At 34.6% G+C, this 22,219-nt stretch carries 13 protein-coding genes; 10 read left to right on the plus strand and 3 right to left on the minus strand.

Annotated elements, in window-relative coordinates; genetic code table 11:
* The first annotated feature begins 3 nt into the window (after window positions 1-3).
* From M0051_RS07995 to M0051_RS08010, 4 genes are all read left to right on the plus strand, one after another.
* The gene (locus tag M0051_RS07995; protein ID WP_306741007.1) at window positions 4-402 is read left to right on the plus strand and encodes a hypothetical protein; all 399 of its coding nucleotides are present in this window, start codon (window positions 4-6) and stop codon (window positions 400-402) included.
* A 22-nt stretch (window positions 403-424) separates the two neighbouring features.
* A complete protein-coding gene (locus tag M0051_RS08000) occupies window positions 425-5,368 on the plus strand; it encodes a PKD domain-containing protein (RefSeq protein ID WP_306741008.1) in 4,944 nt (1,647 codons plus the stop codon).
* 292 nt (window positions 5,369-5,660) lie between these two features.
* A complete protein-coding gene (locus M0051_RS08005) occupies window positions 5,661-6,056 on the plus strand; it encodes a hypothetical protein (RefSeq protein WP_306741009.1) in 396 nt (131 codons plus the stop codon).
* A gap of 128 nt (window positions 6,057-6,184) precedes the next feature.
* Complete coding sequence (locus M0051_RS08010; RefSeq protein ID WP_306741010.1) at window positions 6,185-9,343, plus strand: PKD domain-containing protein; 3,159 nt, start codon at window positions 6,185-6,187, stop codon at window positions 9,341-9,343.
* Window positions 9,344-9,438: 95 nt separating this feature from the next.
* Here M0051_RS08010 and M0051_RS08015 read toward each other — a convergent pair whose 3' ends face one another.
* Window positions 9,439-11,250, minus strand: a complete 1,812-nt coding sequence (locus M0051_RS08015; protein ID WP_306741011.1) for a glycoside hydrolase family 15 protein — start codon at window positions 11,248-11,250, stop codon at window positions 9,439-9,441.
* 245 nt (window positions 11,251-11,495) lie between these two features.
* On the opposite strand from M0051_RS08015, the gene M0051_RS08020 reads away from it, so the two are divergent.
* The 6 genes from M0051_RS08020 to M0051_RS08045 all read left to right on the plus strand — a co-directional run bounded on the left by M0051_RS08020 (window position 11,496) and on the right by M0051_RS08045 (window position 20,289).
* On the plus strand, window positions 11,496-13,700 hold the full coding sequence (locus M0051_RS08020) for a bifunctional alpha,alpha-trehalose-phosphate synthase (UDP-forming)/trehalose-phosphatase (RefSeq protein WP_306741012.1): 2,205 nt from the start codon (window positions 11,496-11,498) through the stop codon (window positions 13,698-13,700).
* A 151-nt stretch (window positions 13,701-13,851) separates the two neighbouring features.
* Window positions 13,852-15,429, plus strand: coding sequence for an L-aspartate oxidase (nadB, locus tag M0051_RS08025; protein ID WP_306741013.1), 1,578 nt, complete (start codon window positions 13,852-13,854; stop codon window positions 15,427-15,429).
* A 15-nt stretch (window positions 15,430-15,444) separates the two neighbouring features.
* Entirely contained in the window at window positions 15,445-16,293 is an 849-nt protein-coding gene (nadC, locus tag M0051_RS08030; protein WP_306741014.1) for a carboxylating nicotinate-nucleotide diphosphorylase, read from the plus strand.
* A gap of 25 nt (window positions 16,294-16,318) precedes the next feature.
* Entirely contained in the window at window positions 16,319-17,245 is a 927-nt protein-coding gene (gene nadA, locus M0051_RS08035; RefSeq protein WP_306741015.1) for a quinolinate synthase NadA, read from the plus strand.
* Between the two features lie 331 nt (window positions 17,246-17,576).
* Window positions 17,577-19,631, plus strand: a complete 2,055-nt coding sequence (locus M0051_RS08040) for a tetratricopeptide repeat-containing sensor histidine kinase (protein WP_306741016.1) — start codon at window positions 17,577-17,579, stop codon at window positions 19,629-19,631.
* A 97-nt stretch (window positions 19,632-19,728) separates the two neighbouring features.
* Entirely contained in the window at window positions 19,729-20,289 is a 561-nt protein-coding gene (locus tag M0051_RS08045; protein ID WP_306741017.1) for a manganese efflux pump MntP family protein, read from the plus strand.
* On the opposite strand, the gene M0051_RS08050 is transcribed toward M0051_RS08045, so the two are convergent.
* Together M0051_RS08050 and M0051_RS08055 are read right to left on the minus strand one after the other, a co-directional pair.
* Window positions 20,286-20,825: an FMN-binding protein gene (locus M0051_RS08050; RefSeq protein WP_306741018.1), complete on the minus strand. Its 540-nt coding sequence runs from the start codon at window positions 20,823-20,825 to the stop codon at window positions 20,286-20,288. The genes M0051_RS08045 and M0051_RS08050 overlap by 4 nt on opposite strands.
* Window positions 20,826-20,906: 81 nt before the next feature.
* Window positions 20,907-22,076 (minus strand): hypothetical protein, encoded by a 1,170-nt coding sequence (locus tag M0051_RS08055; protein ID WP_306741019.1) that lies wholly within the window; start codon window positions 22,074-22,076, stop codon window positions 20,907-20,909.
* Between the last annotated feature and the right edge of the window lie 143 nt (window positions 22,077-22,219).

Here is a 22,219-nt window from a genome sequence, read left to right on the forward strand (position 1 = left end):
AATATGAAAAAAATTCTACCTATTATCGCATTAGCGATCTATGCCATGGCTTGTGCCCCACCCAAAATGGCAAATGAAAATAATGTTCCAAAAAACATTAATCAACATGATAAAAATGTTGATCGAGACAAACAAGTTGCACCTGGAACTTGTTCTCTAATAATTACTGATTGTATTGTTATATCGAAAGATGGCTCCTACAAGCTTAAAGGCAAAGTACAATCCGTAATAGCCTATGGAGCAGGCTTTAATCGCACCTTGTCAAAAAACGATGAGATTACAATTCTAATTTCAAAATCTCAAGCTCAATCTATTAAAAACATGGAAAAAATTTCATGTAATATTTTGAGAAAAGAAGGTCGCTACGAATCGGCTGTTTTGGAACTTAATAAAGTCAATTAACAAACAATTATCACCATTTACTATGAAAAATATATTTATGGTTTGTGTAGCTCTGATAGTTTCACTTACTATTTGTGCTCAAACACCATTTAAAACAAAAAAAGAAAACAATACACAAAGTAAAAGTATTGTTATTACTGAGAATACATATAACAATTTAACCAGCCAAATACCTAACTTAAGAAAATTATCTAAAATTTCGGATAAGAAAAACGGTGTCTTAAGAAAACCTGATGATCCAAATGCAAGAGTAAACTATGCAACTAGAATGTTGATTGATCCAACTACTGGAAAAGTTCCTAATAATATTAGAGAACAAGAATTGAAGTTTGCTCTATCTCCACAGTCTGGATTAAGAAGGTTCACAAAAGCAGGTGGCTTGAACTTCTACAGCGCAGGTCCCAAAAATGTTGGAGGTAGAACAAGAGCTCTTGCAATAGACATTGCAAATGACAATACCATACTTGCTGGTGGAGTTTCAGGTGGTTTATGGAAGTCGACAGATAATGGCTCTAGCTGGAATAAAGTTACAGAACTTAACAATCTTCAGAGTATTACCGCCATTGCTCAAGATCCACGTGAAGGAAATCGTAACACCTGGTATTACGCTACTGGAGAACTTCGTGGGAATAGTGCTAGTTCTGATGGGGCTCCATTTCGTGGAGATGGCATATTCAAATCAACCAATAATGGAGAAACTTGGCAAGTTCTAGCATCCACAGTTTCCAATACTCCACAAACGTATGATCCATTCGATTACAGTTGGAATATCTGCATAGATCCTACCAATGGAAATGTATATGTAGCTACAGCTAATGGGATCAGGAGATCAACTGATGGTGGAAATAGCTGGGAAGTGGTTATAGATTCAGATTCTTATTACAGTGATATTATTTGTACTCCTTCTGGAGTATTGTATGCGGCATTAAGTGACGATGGTAATCTGAAAGGAATATTCAGATCAGAAAGTGGAGCAAGTGGTTCATGGACAAACATTACACCTGATCAATTTCCAGTCAATTTTAATAGAATTGTACTGTCTTATGCTCCTTCAAATGAAAAGTCAGTTTACGTATTAGCTGCTACCCCAGATGGAGGTTTTGAAAATCACAGTCTGTGGAAACTTGAATATGAAACCAGTTCAAATTACAAATGGTCAGATAGATCTAATAACATACCTGCAGCCGCTGGAGATGTGGGTGGATACAACTCTCAAGGATCTTATAATATGCTTATTAAAGTGGCTCCAGATAATGAAAACATCGTATTCATTGGAGGAACAAACCTTCATCGTTCAGATGATGGTTTTGCAACGAATAATAATACATACTGGATTGGAGGATATTCCACTAAAAACAATGTTTCTCAATATGAAAATCATCACCCAGACATTCATTCAATGGCGTTTAAATCAGATAATGCAGGCATGATATGTGGTCATGATGGCGGATTAAGTTTAACTAGTAACTACAAACAAACAGAAGATACTGATGCTTCAGACGGCATTGAAGAACCAGTAGATTGGATAGATTTGAATAATGGTTATCTAACAACCCAAGCATATACGGTTGCTATTGATCATGATATTTTCGCAAATAAATCCATGGTAGCAGGATTTCAAGATAATGGAACCTGGAATACAAACGATGCTACATCGGGTGGCAATTGGAGTGAAGCATTATCTGGCGATGGAAGCTACTGTGCTATAACCGATCAAGGGAAAGCTCAAATCGTTTCATGGCAAAATGGTGGTATGTATTTATTATATACCAATGGAGATTGGACCAGAATTAATCCCGAGGAAGCAGAAGGTCAATTATTTATCAACCCATTTATTGTTGATGCGAATAACAGTGAAATAGTCTATTCTGTTGGAGGTAACTACATTTGGAGAAATTCAAATATCTTTGATATTCCTTTATATTCTAATTCTTCTACAACCATTAATTGGGAAAAAATGGAAGAATCAAAAGCAAGTGGCACTATAACTACCTTTGCCTCATCTACGTACCCAAGTCACATTTTATATTATGGCTCATCAAACGGGAAAGTATATAAGATGGAAAACTCTCACTCGACAGATGCTAAAAAAATAGATATTACCGGCAATGGTATGCCAACAAATGCTTATGTGAGTTCTATTTCAGTTAACCCTTTAAACGCAGATGAAGTATTGGTTGCTTTCTCAAACTATAAGGTTGAAAGTATATTCTACTCTTCCAATGGAGGGACCTCATGGATGGCTGTTAGTGGTAATTTAGAAGAGAATGGAAACGTTATGGGAAGTGGACCTTCGGTAAGAACAGTTTCGATACTAGTCTCCCCTTCAGATACCACTTACTTTGCCGGTACAAGTACTGGATTATATAGTACAACAAAATTAAATGGAAGCTCTACTGTATGGACTCAAGAAGCTGCTAATACCATTGGAAATAGTGTAGTATCTATGATAAAAAATAGAGGCGATGGCTTTATTGGGGTTGGAACTCATGCAAATGGAATTTATTATGCCGACGTTGATTACAGCAGTGCTACTCCTGTTGCCAATATTGGTACAACCGCAGATACTATCTTTATAGGTGAAAAAGTAAATTTCAAAGATCGATCGATTGGAGAAGTAAATGCTTACCAGTGGACTTTTGAAGGAGCTGAAACAGCATCCAGTACTTCTCAACATCCAGAGGATATACTATATAATACAGCAGGGAAATTTAATGTTAGCTTGAAAGTTTCAAATGCCAATGGTGATGATACTAAAGTTCTTGAATCAGCAATTGTTGTAAAATCTGTACTCGCTGATTTTACAGCAAGTGCTACAACGGTTAATGTTGGTGATGAAGTAACCTTTACAGATAAATCTTCTGGTACAGTTAGTGCATGGGAATGGAATTTTGCTGGTGGTACCACCGATGATAATACCGTACAAAATCCTGTTGTAACATTTAGCCAATCAGGAGTTTACACCGTTACCTTAAAGATTACAGGATCAGGTAGTTTTACAGATACAGAAACGAAAGTTGACTATATAACAGTCATTAATCCTGCAGACAAAGAAGACGATATCTTATATAATGTTTTAGCAGAAGATGAAAGTAAATTATCTGTTTATAGCTTTAACGGTGAAACTTCGTGGGGATACGTAACAGGACATAACAGCTATAGCATGTCAGAATTTGCTGAAAAGTTTGAAATGATCAATACCAACCTTAATGTTGTAAGAAGTGTTCAACTAAATCCTGTAATCATTGAATCAAAATCAAGCGATCCGAAAATTCAATTGAAAATATGGAATGGTACAGATGCTCCGGGCACAGAAGTATATTCTCAGAACATACCTTTGTCTCAATTGCAAACAAACCAGTTCAATGAAATAATTTTAGATGCTCCTGTTGAAGTAGAAAATGACTTCTTTGTTGGGTATAAAATCTTCTTTGAAAATCCAGTAGATACTTTCGCTGTATATCATTTACCACTTGACGGAGAAATTACTTGGAACAATAGTGCTTATCTAAAATACAACAATTCATGGTATCCATATTCTTCCCCTTCTATTTTTGATGCCAATTCAGCTTTAGCAATAAAAGTAAAAGTAGGATATGAAGATGCTGAATCATTATTGGTACCTGATTTTACTGCTAGCTCAACATCTATTATTGCTGGTGAAAAAGTAAGTTTTACCGATCAGTCCACTGGAAATATTACTAGTTGGGAATGGACTTTTGAAGGAGGAACTACAAATGACAACACTGTACAAAATCCTGTTGTCACCTATGATGTTCCTGGTGTTTATACTGTTACTCTAAAGATTAAAGGAGAAAATGGCACTTCTAATACAGAAACAAAAATAAACTATATAACTGTATTAAACACTGAAGATAAAGAAGATGACCTTCTATATAATATTTCAGCAGAAGATGAAAATAAACTTTCTGTTTATAGCTTTAATGGAGAAACTTCATGGGGCTACGTAACAGGGCATAATAGCTATAGTATGCCTGAATTTGCTGAAAAATTTGAGATGATCAATCCAAATTTAAATGTTGTAAGAAGTGTACAGTTGAATCCGGTAATTGTTGAATCAAAATCAGGCGATCCTAAAATTCAATTGAAGATATGGAATGGTACCGATGCGCCAGATACTGAATTATACTCAAAGGATATCCCTCTGTCTCAATTAAAAGTAAATCAGTTCAATGAAATAATTTTAGATACTCCTGTTGAAGTGGAAAATGATTTCTTTGTAGGGTATAAAATCTTTTTTGAAAATCCAGTAGATACTTTTGCAGTATATCATCTACCACTTGACGGAGAAATTACTTGGAACAATAGTGCTTATCTAAAATACAACAATTCATGGTATCCATATTCTTCCCCTTCCACTTTTGAAGCAAATTCAGCTTTAGCCGTTAAGGTAAAAGTAGGATATGAGGATATTAGTACAGCTATATCAGCTGATTTTACTGCTAGTTCTACAACTATTATCGCTGGTGAAGAAATTGTTTTTACAGATCAATCTAATGGTGAAATTGTAAGCTGGGAATGGATTGTACCTGGAGGAACAATTGCTGACAACACTGAACAAAATCCATCAGTTCAATATGAACAAACTGGAACATTTAGTGTTACACTTAAAGTTTCAGATGTTAACGGAGTTACAGCTTCAAAAACAAAAACAGATTATATAATTGTTGATGTAGCTACAGCTATTGATGATTTTGATGAAGATAATAACAGGCTTCTTATTTATCCAAACCCAATGGTAGATAAAGTCAACGTTAAATTTCCAAATCAAACCAATCAAAAATATCGTTTGGTAGTTGTTGACGCAAATGGTAAAGTTGTTCGAATTATTGAAAACATTACCAATGATAATATTATCATTAACCGTGAACAGTTAAAACCGGGAGTTCATATCATAAATCTTTCTGGAGAGAAAATTTATAAAGCAAAGCTTTTGGTTAAATAAGAAAATCACACTTTACATATAAAAAAAGCTTGTCTTTAAAGACAAGCTTTTTTTATTCTTATTTTATTATTTATTAATCCTTTTTACTTCAATTAATAATCTAGTTCTCTTGATATTAAAAAAATAGATCATTTTAATATTATCAATTTAAGTTATCCTAAACAGCAATCAATTTGAAAGTAATCACACATCATTCTTAAACTTCACATTGCTAAATCTATATTCCAAACACTTTTCTTATTTAATGCAATCTTTTTTGTAACTTATATCAATTCAGTCTAATAAATCAGTTATGAAGAATTTATATTGTATCTTTTTATTTGCAATTATTTTTTTAGGATGTAATACTGCTAAACAAACATCAAATCCTAAACCTCAGGCTCCTATATCCAACCATGACAAAAAAGACAAAAAGGCTCAACAAATTGCACCCGCTACTTGTTTATTAACTGTCACAATCATTAAGAATTCTTTTGATACCAAAACCATAAAAGCAAAAGTCGTTAAAATACACGGTTATGGTTCAGGATTTATACGCTCTTTTAGTGCCAATCAGGAAATTGTATTGAAATTATCAGATAAACATTTAAAAGAAATTAAAAATTACAAAACCATTTCATGTGTCATTTCACAAGTAACAACAATGAATAATAATTCGCATTTAAAGCTCATTGAAATCAAACAATAATTTTACCAATTAAAATATCCTACTACTCCTCTTACACTTTCTTAGACAAGCTGTTTTTGATAAGTAATACTAATATTTAAAAATTGAACCGCATCTAATTGTTTAGTGCTGAACAAACACTGCAAAAAATGAAGAATTTATTAGTCGCTATAACGATCTCTATATTCAGTTGTACTTTACTTGCTCAAAACACCCCAAAACCGTCAGAAGATAAAGTAAAATCTGAAGTGAAAAACATTATCATCACGGAGAAAACATTCCAAAACCTTACCAATAGAAATGTAAACAAAAGCAAATTATCTAAAATTGCTGATCGTAAAGCTGGTAAATACAATTTTGCAGATGATCCCATAAGAAGACGAGAGTTTGAATTTAATCAACTCAAAAACCCTTTAACAGGAAAAATCCCCAATAACATCAAGCTCTTGGAAAAAAGATATGTGCTTTCTGCAGAATCAAAATTACGAAGCAATCTTAAAGCCGATGAAGTTACCTATCAAATTAGTGGACCACGTAATGTTGGAGGTAGAACAAGAGCTTTGGCAATTGATATCAGCGATGCATCTGGCAATACAATATTGGCAGGTGGAGTTACTGGTGGAATGTGGAAATCGACTAACAGAGGTATTTCATGGGTCAGGACAACAGGTTTGGATGAACACCCAAGCGTTACAGCCATTGCTCAGGATCCAAGAACAGGTTCACAAAACATTTGGTACTATACTACGGGAGAATATTTAGGTAGTGCAAGCGAAGATGGAGCATTCTATGCTGGAAACGGAATATTTAAATCTACAAATAATGGCGATAGTTGGGAACTTTTACCAAATACTGCCGAAAATACTTTTGCTTCATTCGATCGTTTTTTCGATATCTGTTGGAATATATGTGTAGACCCTAATAATGGAGATGTATATGTTGCTACATATGGGGCCATTTATGTTTCGAAGAATGGGGGTACCACATGGACTCGTGAACTAGAGTCGTTTAATGCTACCGATCCTAACTATGCTCCATACACTGATGTGATTTGCACTCCTGATGGCACCAAATACGCAAGTATTAGTTCTGGAGGAGATAAAAATGGAGGCATCTGGAGAAAACCAAATGGTTCTGCAAATTGGGAAAACATAAGCCCCGAGAATTTTCCTACATCCTATGATCGAATTGTTTTGGCACATGCCCCTAGCAACACAACCAAGGATATTGTTTATTTACTGGCCAGAACAAGCGGTGATGGCTTTCAAGACCATAGTTTTTGGAAATTGACTTATGATGTTTCTGCAACAAATCCTGCAAGTTGGGAAGATCGTTCGCAAAATTTACCTGAAAGAGATGAAGGCGATCGCGACGTAAATGGCTACAATTCGCAAAACTCCTACAACATGGTGATTATAGTGTCGCCAACCAATGAGAATGTTGTATTTATTGGTGGAACCAACCTTTTTCGTTCTGATGATGCATTTAAAACAAAGGCTTCTCCTGTCAGCGATGGCATCACCAACAATTCAAACACTTATTGGATTGGTGGATACGCGACTGAAAATGATGTGAGTCAATACGACAATCATCATGCTGATTTACACGCTTTAACCTTTATTGATGATAATACACTGCTATGTGGTCATGATGGTGGTATTAGTATTACCAATAACTTTATGCAGACCAATGATTCTGGGATTGAAGATGACAATGAAAATACACCTAAAAATAATAAGCCAGTGGATTGGGAATTGCTAAACAATGGATACTTAACCACTCAATCGTACACCATTGCAATTGATCATGACAATGTTGACAGAACCTCTCTTATTTCGGGATTTCAGGATAATGGAACCTGGGTAGCAGAGAATGCCAATGCAACAACAGATTGGATAAGATGGGGATCTGGAGATGGAAGTTTCTGCAGTATAACCAACAATGGCAATACAATTATCTCCTCATCGCAAAACGGAACAACATACTTAGAAAATAATGTATACAATGAAGAGAGCTATTACTTTACAAGAGTAGATCCTGACGGAGCAGAAGGACAATTATTTATTAATCCTTTTGTGATTGATGCCAATAATCATAAACTAATGTATTATGCTGCAGGTCAATTTATCTGGAGAAACCTTAATATTTTTGAAATCCCCAAGTTAAGTAACGATAAAGCCACAGTGAATTGGGAGAAATTAGATATTTCAGAGGTTACAGGAACAGTCAGTGCGCTTTCCACATCAACCTACCCGGCCAATATACTCTACTATGGTACCAGTAATGGGAAAGTATATAGAATTGACAATGCCAATTCAACAAATGCAGAAAGAGTAGAAATTACAGACTCTAATATGCCTGAAGGTAATGTAATATCTATAGCTGTAAATCCTTTAAACGGTGATGAAGTGATTGTAGCATTCTCCAATTACAAGATAGAAAGTATATATTATTCCACTGACAAAGGAGCTAGTTGGACAACAGTAAGTGGAAATTTGGAAGAAAATGGAGATCCACAAGGTGATGGGCCTTCGGTACGTTCCGTATCCATCATGCCTACACCAACTACAACAATTTATTTTGCTGGTACAAGTACTGGTCTGTACAAAACTGATAATCTAAGTTCTAACTCAACAATTTGGAATCAAGAGGCGGGAAATTTAATTGGAACAACAATATCGGCAATGGTTAAAAGTAGGCGAGATGGTTTTATAGCGATAGGAACACATGGCAATGGTGCTTTTACCGGCAATATTGATTTCAGCAGCAATACTCCCAAAGCACTCATTGGAATTGAAAACAATCAGCTTCAAATAAATGAATCTACCAGTTTTACAAGCCGATCAATTGGTGATGGAATTAACAGCTGGAATTGGAATTTCGAAGGAGGAACACCTTCAAATTCAACAGAGAAAAATCCAACAAATATAAGCTACAGCCAGGAAGGAACATATAGTGTTAGCCTAACCGTTGCAAATCCTATTGGAGAAGATACACAGACCATTACGGCAGCCATAAATGTAGGAGGACAGCCAGTAGGTATTGAAGACGACATCGCTAACAATATTATTCAGGATTTACGAATCTATCCTAATCCCATGTTTGATAAAAGCAAGGTGGAATTTCCCAATCAGAGCAATCAACAGTACCGATTAATTGTTATTGATGCCAGTGGTAAAGTAGTGCGCATTATCGAAAATATAACAGGAAATAATGTGACTATTAATCGAGAACAATTGAAACCAGGAGTTCATATCATTAACCTTTCTGGTGAGAAAATTTATAAAGGAAAGCTTTTAGTGAAGTAGAAAAACTGACTACAACAGGCCCAACAATGAAAAAACAAACAGCATCAGGTCATTAATCCGACCAGATGCTGTTTGTTCTATAAATTCTTTCTTTATTAACTTGTCAACTGATCAAGCAAATTCTCCTCTTCATCAACCTTAAAGTTTGAAAAGTTGAGAGCTGTTTCTATGATAGCCAAATGTGAATACGCCTGAGGAAAGTTTCCTAACATTCGCTTGGTTGCAAAATCAATATCTTCGGCAAATAAACCCAAATGATTTGAATATGTTAGGAGTTTATCGAATTTTTCCTGTGCCTCTTTTTTCCGTCCGATTTTGAACAAACTATTAATCAACCAAAAAGAACAAATGGTAAAGGCCGATTTTGGCGTTCCAAAATCATCCTGATTTTTGTATCGATACATTAAACCATCGTGTTCGAGCTCTTTTTGAATGGTAAGAACCGTTGATTTAAATTTAGGATCCTTCGCATCGATAAATCCATAAGTTTCCATTAACAAAACCGAAGCATCCATATCTGATGAGCCATAATGTTGAGTAAAAGCTTTTTTCTCCCTGCTCCAAGCTTTCTTTAAAATATCATCCTTAACCGAATGTCTCAACATTTTCCATTTAGCCACATAATAATCACGCTGTAGTAGTTCTGCTATTTTAACAGCTCTATCAAAAGCCACCCAACACATCACCTTGCTAAAGGTAAAGTGTAAACTTCTCCCTCGGATTTCCCAAATCCCTCTGTCAGGCTTTTTCCAGTTAGCTTCAACAACTTTAACAATACTTCTAACAATTGTCCATAAGCCCTCGCTATTTTCCAATGAGTTCTCGAAAGTCTCAAACTGCTGATGAATCAGATCCAATAAAATACCATAAATATCATTTTGCTTCTGCTTATAGGCTGCATTCCCAACTCGTACCGGCTTTGAATTCTCATATCCAGAAAGGTGTTCCAATTCATATTCTGTCAGCTTTTTTTCTCCATTTATTCCATACATGATTTGAATCTTCTCATTCTTTTCAGGTATGATATCCATAATGAATTTCAGGTAACGTTTGGCAACATTATAATGTCCCAATTGAGTTAAAATCTTTACTACCATAGAGCCATCTCGTATCCAACAAAATCGGTAATCCCAATTGCGAACTTCTCCAATGGTTTCTGGAAGCGAAGTTGTAAGAGCAGCTAACACTGCCCCGCTTTTCTGATAACTTAGCAATTTCAACACCAATGCGCTTCTGGTAACTTGTTCATTGTATTCCGGTAGTATTTTTGTTTTCTCACTCCAGTTCAGCCAATAGGTTTTTGTACGTTGTAATTTTAAATAAACGCGCTCAATATCTTGCTCTAAAAGTTTCTGATCATAACTTATCAAGCAAAATTCATTTTTTTCCAGGTGAATTAATTCCCTATCCAGTATATCTTTATTCTTAAAACTAGAATACAAATAAAGCGAATCATAATTCCCTTTTGTAGTGTATGACTTTATGAATCCTTCCCCAGAAATAATGCTTTCGGTATGATTACGAGCATAATCAAGCTTTGGATTATACTTGATTCTAAATGATGGCTTTCCATATACTAATCGAAAAAAACGAACAACATCTGGTGGCGCGTAGTACTGCTTATCATCTGTCAGATATCTTGGCATAAAATCCAAAACCTCAAACACCCCATCAATACATTCAAATCGGGTTTTCAATATATTGGTTTTAGATCGATACTCTTGCTTTATTTCAGACAGATTTTCTGGAATAATTTCAAAACTCCCTCCTTTTTCCTTATCCAAAATCTTAGCAAATGCCGATGAAGAATCGAATTGTGGCAAACAAACCCAATCCAAAGATCCTTGCTCTGATATTAAAGCAGCACTTCGACAATTACCAATTATTCCATAATTTAAATTCTTCATAAAAATTCACTATTTTAGAGCTTAACAAAATACGGTCCGCCAAGCCTTTTTAGTTTTGACAGATCCACAACAACACCAAACACACAAACAATCAAACGCTTAAGGAAAGAAAATTGATATCATAGAAATAATATCAAGATTAAGTAATTGTTAAATTTTAATTATTTGCGTTAGATATGATTCGGAAAATAGAGATTTTTCACGAATATTAATAACATTTCTACCAAAATTAAAAACCACATTTTATGAATAGAATTCACATTGTCTCCAACAGACTTCCTGTAAGTATAAACGTAGAAAATGACAAAATTGATCTTATTCCCAGCGTAGGTGGCCTCGCCACTGGTATGAGATCGGTGTACAAAGAATATAATGGCAAGTGGATTGGTTGGCCTGGATTACCAAATGATGATTTAAATGATGAGCTTAAAGCTGATATTGATGAAAAGCTTAAGGAGGAGGATTGTGTTTCCGTTCATCTGTCGAAAGAAGATATTGACTTGTACTACGATGGTTTTAGCAACAGAACGATTTGGCCATTATTTCATTACTTTGCGCAATATATCGATTATGAACCAGAACTTTGGGAGGCCTTTGTTAAGGTAAATCAAAAGTTTGCAGATAAAGCCTTGGAAACTCTTGAGGAAGGAGACACCATTTGGATTCACGACTATCAACTCCTTCTGGTTCCAGAAATGATTAAATCGAAAAAACCAGGAGTCACAGTTGGTTTTTTCCTACACATTCCGTTCCCTTCTTTCGAAGTTTTCAGAATTCTTCCATGGAGAAAAGAATTGATTCAGGGAATGTTGGGTGCAGATTTAATTGGTTTTCATACATTCGATTATCAGCGACACTTCTTTAGTTGTGTACGCAGATTAATGGGTTATGAGATCTCTTTTAATGAAATTCACATTGAAGATAGAATCATATTGGTTGATTCATTTCCAATGGGAATAGACTATGATAAATTTAGAGATGCTGCCACCCAAACTTTTCAGAAACCTTTGCAAGAGAAGTCAAAGCTGCATCGAGAATTAGAAAAGTACTTCCTTGTTTCTCCGAACAGAAAACTGATATTGTCAATCGATAGGCTGGATTATTCAAAAGGAATTCCTAACCGTCTGCAGGCATTTGCCAAGTTTTTGGAAGAGTATCCCGAATTTATTGGCAAAGTTACTTTAATCATGCTGGCTGTTCCTTCGAGAGGTACGGTAGAACATTACATCAACTTAAAACGTGAGGTTGACGAATTGGTAGGTAATGTAAATGGTAGATTTGGTAGCATTAACTACACTCCTGTTTGGTATTTTTATCGTTCCATGCCATTCGAAAATCTTATTGAACTTTATAGCTCCTGCGATGTAGCATTGGTTACTCCTGTAAGGGATGGAATGAATTTGGTAGCAAAGGAATACGTTGCATCGAGAACAAACAGAACAGGAGTTATTATATTGAGTGAAATGGCTGGCGTATCCAAAGAAATGGGAGAAGCTCTAATGATCAATCCGAACAATACGGGAGAAATTGCTCAAAGTATATATCAAGCCTTAACCATGCCGCTTGATGAACAACGTGAGCGAATGATTTACCTTCAAGATAGAATCAAGCGTTATGATGTTTTCAAATGGTCCTCGGAATTTGTAAAATCACTACGAAAAGTTGAGAAATTACAAAGTTCAATATATGCTAAAAAAGTTAGTACTTCCATTTTAGAGAAAATAAAAAACGAATATGTAGATGCGAAAAAAAGATCAATTTTCCTTGACTACGACGGAACCTTGACCGGATTTAAGAAAAATCCTAACGATGCAAAACCTGATGAAGAATTGCACAACATTTTAAATAAACTGGAAGAAGATCCTAAAAATGCAATCACAATTATTAGTGGACGCGATAGAGAAAGTTTGGAGTCTTGGTTTGAAGGCCACAAAATTAACTTGATTGTTGAACATGGTGTTTGGATTAAAAAACATGGCAAAGAATGGAAAATGCTAGCCAATGCAAATGACACCTGGAAACCAAGTATTCGACCTATTCTTGAAACTTTTGTGGACAGAACTCCTGGTTCATTTATTGAAGAGAAGAATTATTCTTTGGTTTGGCATTTTAGAAAAGCAGAACCTGAACAAGGTGAATTGAGAGCGAATGAGCTAAAAGATGAATTAACAACCATGATTGCCAATCACAACCTTGAAATATTGGAAGGTAACAAAGTGATTGAAGTAAAAAGTGGTGGCATCAATAAAGGAATGGCATCTTTGCAATTTCTACAAAATCAGAATTTTGATTTTGTTTTGGCAATTGGCGATGATTGGACAGATGAATACATGTTTAGAGAACTGCCAGAATCATCGGTTACCATTAAAGTAGGCTTAAAACATACAGCAGCCAGGTATAAAGTAGATTCTGTAGCTAAAGTTCGTAGTTTACTTTCCGAATTGAATTAATTACTTGTAAAGATTAAAACTAAGGTGGCAATATTGTCACCTTTTTTTCTGATATTCAATTAGAATTAATATTCTCGCAGTATTTTTTCTCCAATTTTATAACTGATAGCAGGAAAATAGCTATTTTCGCACGAACCAAGATTTTTCTAAAATGTTACACGAACAATTCGATTTCTTAATAATCGGAAGTGGACTTGCAGGATTGTATTCAGCATTCGAAGCCTCGAAATATGGCTCTGTTGCTATCGTAACCAAATCTAAATTAGATGTTAGTAATTCATACTATGCTCAAGGAGGAATAGCTGCGGTAACCGATTCTGAGGATAATCCTCAATTGCACCTGGAGGATACACTTACTGCCGGCAGAGGTTTGTGTGATTATACCCCTGTTGATATATTGGTGAATGAAGGCCCAGATCGAATCAAGGATTTGATTAATCTTGGAATGCAGTTCGATACAGAAAATGGTGAACTCTCCCTTGCTTTAGAAGGTGGTCATCACAAAAGAAGAGTTTTGCATGCAGGTGGCGATTCAACAGGAAAAGAATTGGTAAGATTTCTGATCCAGAAAGTTTTAAATACGTCGTCAATTACAATATTTGAAAATCAAATGGTTTATGAACTTTTGGTTGAAGAACAAAAATGCTTGGGAGCGAAAAGTTTTAATCTAAATGACAATTCGAATCTTTGTATTCAAGCAAAATCTACCCTATTAACTTTAGGAGGAGCTTCCGCGGTATATCAGAGAACTACCAATCCGGAAACTACAGTTGGAGATGGAATTGCTTTAGCTTATAATGCTGGTGCAGAAATTACTGATATGGAATTTATTCAGTTTCATCCAAGTTCGTTTTATTCTAAAGATGGACATACTTTTTTAATTAGTGAAGCTGTTAGAGGTGAAGGTGCTCATTTAGTTAATTCTAAAGGAGAACGATTTATGCCTAAAATTCATGAACTGGCAGAACTGGCCCCCCGCGATATTGTTGCACGTTCCATTTTTAATGAAATGCAGAAGTATGGCGATAAATATGTAACGCTAAGCTTGAAACACCTGGATAGTGAAAAACTTAAAAATCGATTCCCTTCGATATATGCTAAATGTAAAAAATCGGGAGCTGATTTTTTTGATCAAATTCCTATTGCTCCTGCAGCTCACTATACGGTTGGTGGAATTAAAACAGATAATAAGGGAAAAACAAATATTAATAATCTCTATGCTTGTGGTGAAATAGCTTCAACAGGTGTTATGGGTGCTAATCGTTTGGCATCAAATTCGCTTTTAGAATGTTTGGTGTTTGGTAAACGAGCCATTCAACATGCACAAAAAAATACCAGCATTACTCCATCAAAAACAAATCAAGAAGGCATATCTGTTGACAATAATTTATCTAGCTTGTTCTTAAATCATGTTAATGAAATCGCCAAAGCAATGAATACAAAGGTTGGGATTGTAAGAACAGCTCAACATTTGCAAGAAGTTTTGGATTTGCTGGAGGAAATAAAATCTAAATTTCCTTTTAAAACGAATGAATACTTCAGCATTCGTATGCAAAACCTATTAAGTGTTTGTTATTTAATTACAAGTGCAGCTTTGGCTCGAAAAGAAAGTCGTGGAGGTCATTATCGAGAAGATTTTAATACCGAAAATGAAGACTTTCTTGCTCACTCGGTGCAACAATTAAATAAAGAGCTTACTTTTGTGCCAGTAGAAATAAAATCAGAATAATATCATTTCATTCAAATGGAAGAAACAGGATTGAATATTCAGGAATTAGAATATATAATCGAACACGCTTTTCGCGAAGATATTGGCGATGGCGATATCACAACCAATAACTTGGTGCCCGAGAATTCGGCCGCTAAAGCAAGTATGACTGCAAAAGCAGATGGTGTAATTGCAGGATTACCAATCGCTGAAAAAGTTTTCAAAAAATTAGACCCAAACTTAATTTGGAAACCATTGGTACAAGATGGTGATACCATTGAAAAAGGACAGGTGATTGTTGAAATGCAAGGAAGTTTTAGAGCATTGCTTACAGGTGAAAGATTAGCGCTGAACTTGATGCAAAGAATGTCGGGCATTGCTAGTGAAACAGCAAAGTATGTTGCCGAAGTAAAACACACCAGTGTTCAAATTTTAGACACAAGAAAAACGGTACCAGGACTTCGAACTTTAGACAAATATTCTGTAAAAACAGGTGGTGGAACCAATCACAGAATAGGATTGTACGATTTGGTAATGATCAAAGACAACCATATTAAAGTTGCTGGAGGAATTGCTCCTGCGGTTGAACAAATTAGAAAGTCAATACCAAATCATATTAAAATTGAGGTAGAAACTACCAATATTGAAGAGGTAAAAGAAGCTTTAAGCGCAGGTGCTGACATAATCATGCTCGACAATATGAGCAATGAAGCTATGACAGAAGCCGTACAGCTTGTAGATGGTAAAGCCAAAACAGAAGCTTCTGGAAATATGAGTTTGGAAAGATTAAAAGGTGTTGCTGAAACAGGTGTAGATTTTATATCAATTGGCGCACTAACACATTCAGTAACAGCACTGGATATCAGTCAAAATATTATTCTATAGTTTAATTAGTAAGGGGTTTCCTAAGATGGAAAATAAAGAAATCATAAAACAGATTGAGGAGTTAAAAAAGGCAAAAAATGCAATTGTTCTTGCTCATTATTATACACATCCTGAAGTACAAGATATAGCAGACTATATTGGTGATTCATTGGGCTTAGCTCGTGAAGCTGGAAATACCACGGCAGATATTATAGTGTTTTGTGGAGTACATTTTATGGCAGAAACAGCATCTGTAATATCTCCCAATAAGAAAGTTCTAATTCCAGCTCAAAAGTGTGGATGTTCGCTTGCTGAAAGTATTACTGGTAAAGACATTCAAGATTGGAAAGCTAAAAACCCTGATGGATTAGTAGTGTCATATGTAAACACCACTGCAGAAGTAAAAGCTGAAACCGATTATTGCTGTACCTCATCCAATGCAATTCAGGTAGTAGAACATTTAGGAAAAGGCCAAAAAATCTTCTTTACTCCTGATAAGAACCTTGGTGCTTATATTGTAAAGAAAACCGGAATTGAGATGGATTTGTGGGATGGTGATTGTTGCGTTCATGAAAGAATTGACAGCAAAATGATTGTTGATAAGGCGAATCAATATCCTGAAGCAGATATTTTAATTCATCCGGAAAGCAATTGTGCCAATGATGATGAGATTTTAAACATGCCAAATGCATATTTTTATTCTACTGCTGGAATTATCAAGCATGCAGCAGAATCAAACAAAAAGCAGTTTATCATTGCAACCGAATTAGGTACTCTACATCAATTAGAAAAAGCAAACCCAGATAAAGAATTTATTCTTATTCATCCAAAAACCATTTGTGGTTCTATGAAAAGGGTAAAACTACAAGGAGTATTGGAAGCATTACAGGAAGATAAATATGAAGTAAAAGTTCCTGAAGAAATATCAAAAAAGGCAATCACATCCATTCAGAGGATGCTCGAAATTGGCTAACAACATTAAAAACCTTTCTGTATTATTTTAGAAAGGTTTTTTTTACGACCATCTTTAGCTTTTTTAATGTTAATATCTTGCAAGTAAGAAAAATATGGTATATTTAGCCATCAATAATTTGGCCATATACTATTCTAGTAATAACCAATCTAAATAAACAAAAACCAAATAACAAATTCTCTTTTATAACGTACAACTAACACCAAACAGCTATTGTTAACGAACGATCTTTTATAAAATGCAATTTCCCCTTAAACTTGTATTATTAATTTTCTGTCTATTCCCCTATACCATTTTTGCACAAGAGAAAATCGATCAACTAAAAAAACAGTTGAAATTAGAACCGGATAGTAGCAAAACTATATTATTAATTAATATTTCCGGAAAATATGCTGCAACTAACCTTGACAGTGCTTTTCTCTATGCCAACAAAGCATACAATTTTGCCAAAACCAATCAGGAAAAATCAGATTTAGTTAAAGCGGGTTTAAATTTGGCTAACAGATATTCTCAACTTGGGCAATCTAAAAAATCATATAAATATCTTTTGGAAGCAAAAGATTTAGCTCATTCTATAAAAGATACGGCACTATTAGCAAGGGTGTATCAATATTTCGGCTACCACTTTTCTGACAAAAGCGAATATGATCAGGCTATTGAAAAATTTAATAAAGCAATTGAATTCTGTAAAATATCAAAAAAAAATAGGATACATGCTAGTATTTTGAATGGATTGGGAATCATTTACTGGGAACGTGGCAATTCAGAAGTAGCCTTAAAAAAATACTTGGAAGCATATGATATTTTTGAGGAACTAAAAGATACTAATTTACAATTGGTATTGCTGCTCAATATAGCCAATATATATGCCGATGAAAGTAGAAATGATGTAGCACTTGAATACTACCAGAAAATTCTTGATTTGGCAATCAAAGACAAAAATCTAGATTCTCAAGCTGTAGTATATAATAATATTGCAATCTTACACCAAGAAAATAAAGATTATGGAAAAGCTTTAGAGTTCTTTAAAAAAACGCTAAACATCTATAATCAAATTGGTAACGAAGCCGGAGAAGCTCTAGCTATGAATAATATTGGCGAAAACTATTTCAAGACTGGGAATATCCGAGAAGCTATATTTTATATCGATAATTCTCTTGCCATAAACAGAAAATTAAAGTTAGAAACTGAAATTGTTTATAACCTGGAATCTCTATCGAAAGTATATTTATTTACAGGAAAACTACAAAAGGCCTATGATATTATAAATGAAGGCCTGCAATTATGCAAGAAACTTAAGATAAAAACGATGGAACGTAGTTTCTTGCAACTTAAATCGGAATACTACTATTCGACAGGAAATTATAAAAAAGCTTACAAAACTCACGAAAGATTTAACAAACTCAAAGACAGCTTAATAGAAGCTAGTAAATCTGATAAAATTGCACATCTGCAAATGCAATTTGAAACAGAAAAAAAAGAAAAAGAAAATGAGATATTAAGGGTAAAGAATGAATTAACACAAGAAAACCTAGAGAAAGAAAAGGCATTCACCAATTTCCTAATTGTGTTTTTTGTTATCACCATGTCTTTATTAATACTGGTTTACTTTTTATATAAATCGAAAACAAAAGTCAACCAAAGAATCAATAAGATTAATGGCATGTTGGAGGAATCAAATCAAAAACTAAAAGTAACAAATGCTACAAAGGATAGGTTCTTCTCCATTATTGCTCATGATTTACGTTCTCCATTCAACTCAATTCTAGGATTTTCAGAGTTGATCAAAAGCGAATTAAAGGAAGGCAAAAATCTAAATTTGATTGAAGAATACAATGCAAATATTAATGAATCTTCACACAGCTTGTTTACATTGCTTGAAAACTTATTACAGTGGGCAAAGAGCCAACGCGGTGAACTGGAATTTAATCCGGTGCAATTTGATCTTCACCACTTGGTTCAATCAAATCTCATTATTTTCAAGCTGAAAGCTGCTGATAAAGCAATAAAACTAAGTTCTGACATCGCTCCTCATACAGAAGCTTATGGCGACATTAACATGGTGAGTACAATTCTTAGAAACCTAATTAGTAATGCTCTAAAATTCACTGAACCCAATGGAGATATAAATATCTCTGCGGAGATACAAGATGAATTTGTATTCTTAAAAGTTAAAGATTCAGGGATTGGTATTAGTAAAGAAAACCAAGAGAAACTATTTAAACTAGACTGTAATTATACAACAGTTGGTACAGCTGATGAAACTGGTAGTGGTCTGGGATTAATTCTTTGTAAAGAATTCGCAGAACGAAATGGTGGTGATATTTGGGTAGAAAGCGAAGAAAATAAAGGAAGTGAATTTATACTGAGTTTAAAAATAGCTTAAACAAAATCTAAATAAATATCAAGCGATCTCTTTTTGAGAATCGCTTTTTTTTTGCTTTAATATTTCCTCTTATATTTGCCGTCCAATCTAATAAAACATGGAACTAATTAGTATTTTTCTTATCGCCACAGGGCTTTCGGTAGATTCATTTGCAGCTTCGGTATGCAGTGGTTTAGCAATTAAAGGTATTAGATTTCTTCAGGCTGTTAAAATTGCCTTTTTTCTAGCTTTATTTCAAGGAGGAATGCCTGTTATTGGTTGGTTTATTGGATGGGAAATCAACGAGTTTATAAAAGATTTTGATCATTGGATTGCTTTTATTCTTTTAGCTGGCCTAGGTAGCAAAATGATTTATGAAAGTTTAACCCAGCAGGAAGAGGATTGCTCCTTTAACCCTCTTAAATTAACAGTTCTAATTGGTATATCGATCGCAACAAGCATTGATGCACTTGTTATTGGTTTTAGTATGGCACTAATTGATGTAATTATTTGGTGGCCTGCAGTAATAATTGGAGTTGTAACCTTTATTGCATCTATGCTTGGAATGCTGCTTGGTAAAAAAATTGGAAGTCAAACCAGCAAAAGATTCGAAGTATTTGGTGGAATTGTGTTAATTCTGATTGGTCTTCGAATCTTAATTGAACACTTGCTATTTTAAATCTTTCCTTCCTCTTTTAAATGCACCATTAATAAACTAAGAGATTTTATTCCTGTAGTAATGGCTGGAGCAGATATGGTTGCACCTGAAATTGAATCAATATCTTTATTGAATTCAAGTTGTTCTCCGTTATACTTTCCTTCGAACTGCTTTAACCAATATTTGGCCATTATTTCACCACCATAGGATGAACGATACACAAGAATTACAACTTTCTTAATGGTCATTGACTCCTCAAACAGCACCAAATAATCAAACAGATCGTTTTTACCTTTTGAACTGGCAAAACCAGCTAAGCCAATTGCCTTTCCTTCATTCATTAATTTGCTAATGGACACTTTCTCAATACCTGGAAAGCTGGCAAAATCATACGATACTTCAGGTAAATCAACAAACTTTACCCCCTCAGCATCAAACGCATTTTTTATTGCTTTATCAATTCTTTTTTGAATTGGCTTGGGATAATTTTTAGCATTTACTTCTCCGCAAATCAACACAATTGATGCAATAATTAATATTTGTAATAATCTCTTCATAGTAAGTTTTAAATAACAGAAAACTGCAAAGCAGGTATTTACACCCACCTTGCAGCATTATAATTTGTTAAGAATTTCGGATTAGAACCAAACTCCAACTCCGCAATTGATAAAGTTCTTTTTCACATCATTACCATCTTTAAATCTTTGGTAATCTACTTTTACAACTGCACCTTTTGCCAAGTGATAGCTTAATCCAACAAACCAATCTTCACGATCGTAAGCTTTGTTAGCTGTAATACCATCAACTTTGTGGTGAGTGTTATAGTTTTCGTAACGTACGAAAGGAACTAAAGATTGTTCTTTACCATGTAGCAAATCGTAACCTGCTTCAAGGTAATAACCTCTCATTTGCTTTCCTAAATCTTTTCCAGTCTTATCGTTATACTCCTTTACATCGTTAATGTAAGAATGAATGTATTGCCCTTTAAGCTGGAATGCATCTAGCTTGTAACGCAAGTCAAGACCTAACATGCTAATTCCAACACGAGTTGAATCTGCAACAGCTTCTGCAAAATCATCATCTTTGTCTAAGCCATTAAATTCTGATGATTGAGTTTTACCAAAATATCCTGATAAACCTAGATTAAGCCCTTTAATTCCATAATAATCAACTTTAGCTGATACTGAAGGAGATGTAAATGTAGATTCAGCACCTTTCTGACGACCTTTTCTTAATCCATCTGATCCTCTTAATTTACCGCTACCATCAAATCCATTAAATCCATTCATAACGTACAATTGGTACTTCAAAGGAGCATTTGCTAATCTACCTGTAACACCTACTCCAATTTCTCTCCATGTAGTTGGAACAATGTACTTATCAACGCTAGGACGCTCAACACCATTAAAATTAGTTGGCTCGTGATATTCATTAGTAATACCCATTGGCACCAACATCAAACCTCCACGAATACTTGTATTTGGCTTGATATTGTAATTTAAGAATGCTTGCTCTACATACAATTCTTTAACGTGTTCATACTCAATTTCAGTTACAAAAGATGTCTTTTCGTTGAATTGATATCCAAAGAATAAAACCATTCTGTGTACATCCATTTTACCATTATATCTTTCATTACCGCTAATTTGCTGATTGTAGTGTACCTCGCCGTAACCACCAATACTTAGTTTTTCACTCTTAACTTTCTCTAAAATAGTTGATCCAATACTTTGTGGTTCTTTCTGATCTTGTGCATTAGTAACACCAAACGCAAAACAGATTGCTAATAGTAGTAATACTTTTTTCATTTCGTTTTTTCTTAGGTTTTAATTCTGATAATCCTCAGTGTAATTATCTGCGACAAAATTAGATTCAGTCTTAATAAATAAAAATACCTACATGTTGGTATTTTTTAACTTCAGAGCAGATTTCTTCGTATATAAACATTAAA

The organism is Marinifilum sp. D714 (assembly GCF_030851345.1).
Taxonomy (GTDB): domain Bacteria; phylum Bacteroidota; class Bacteroidia; order Bacteroidales; family Marinifilaceae; genus Marinifilum.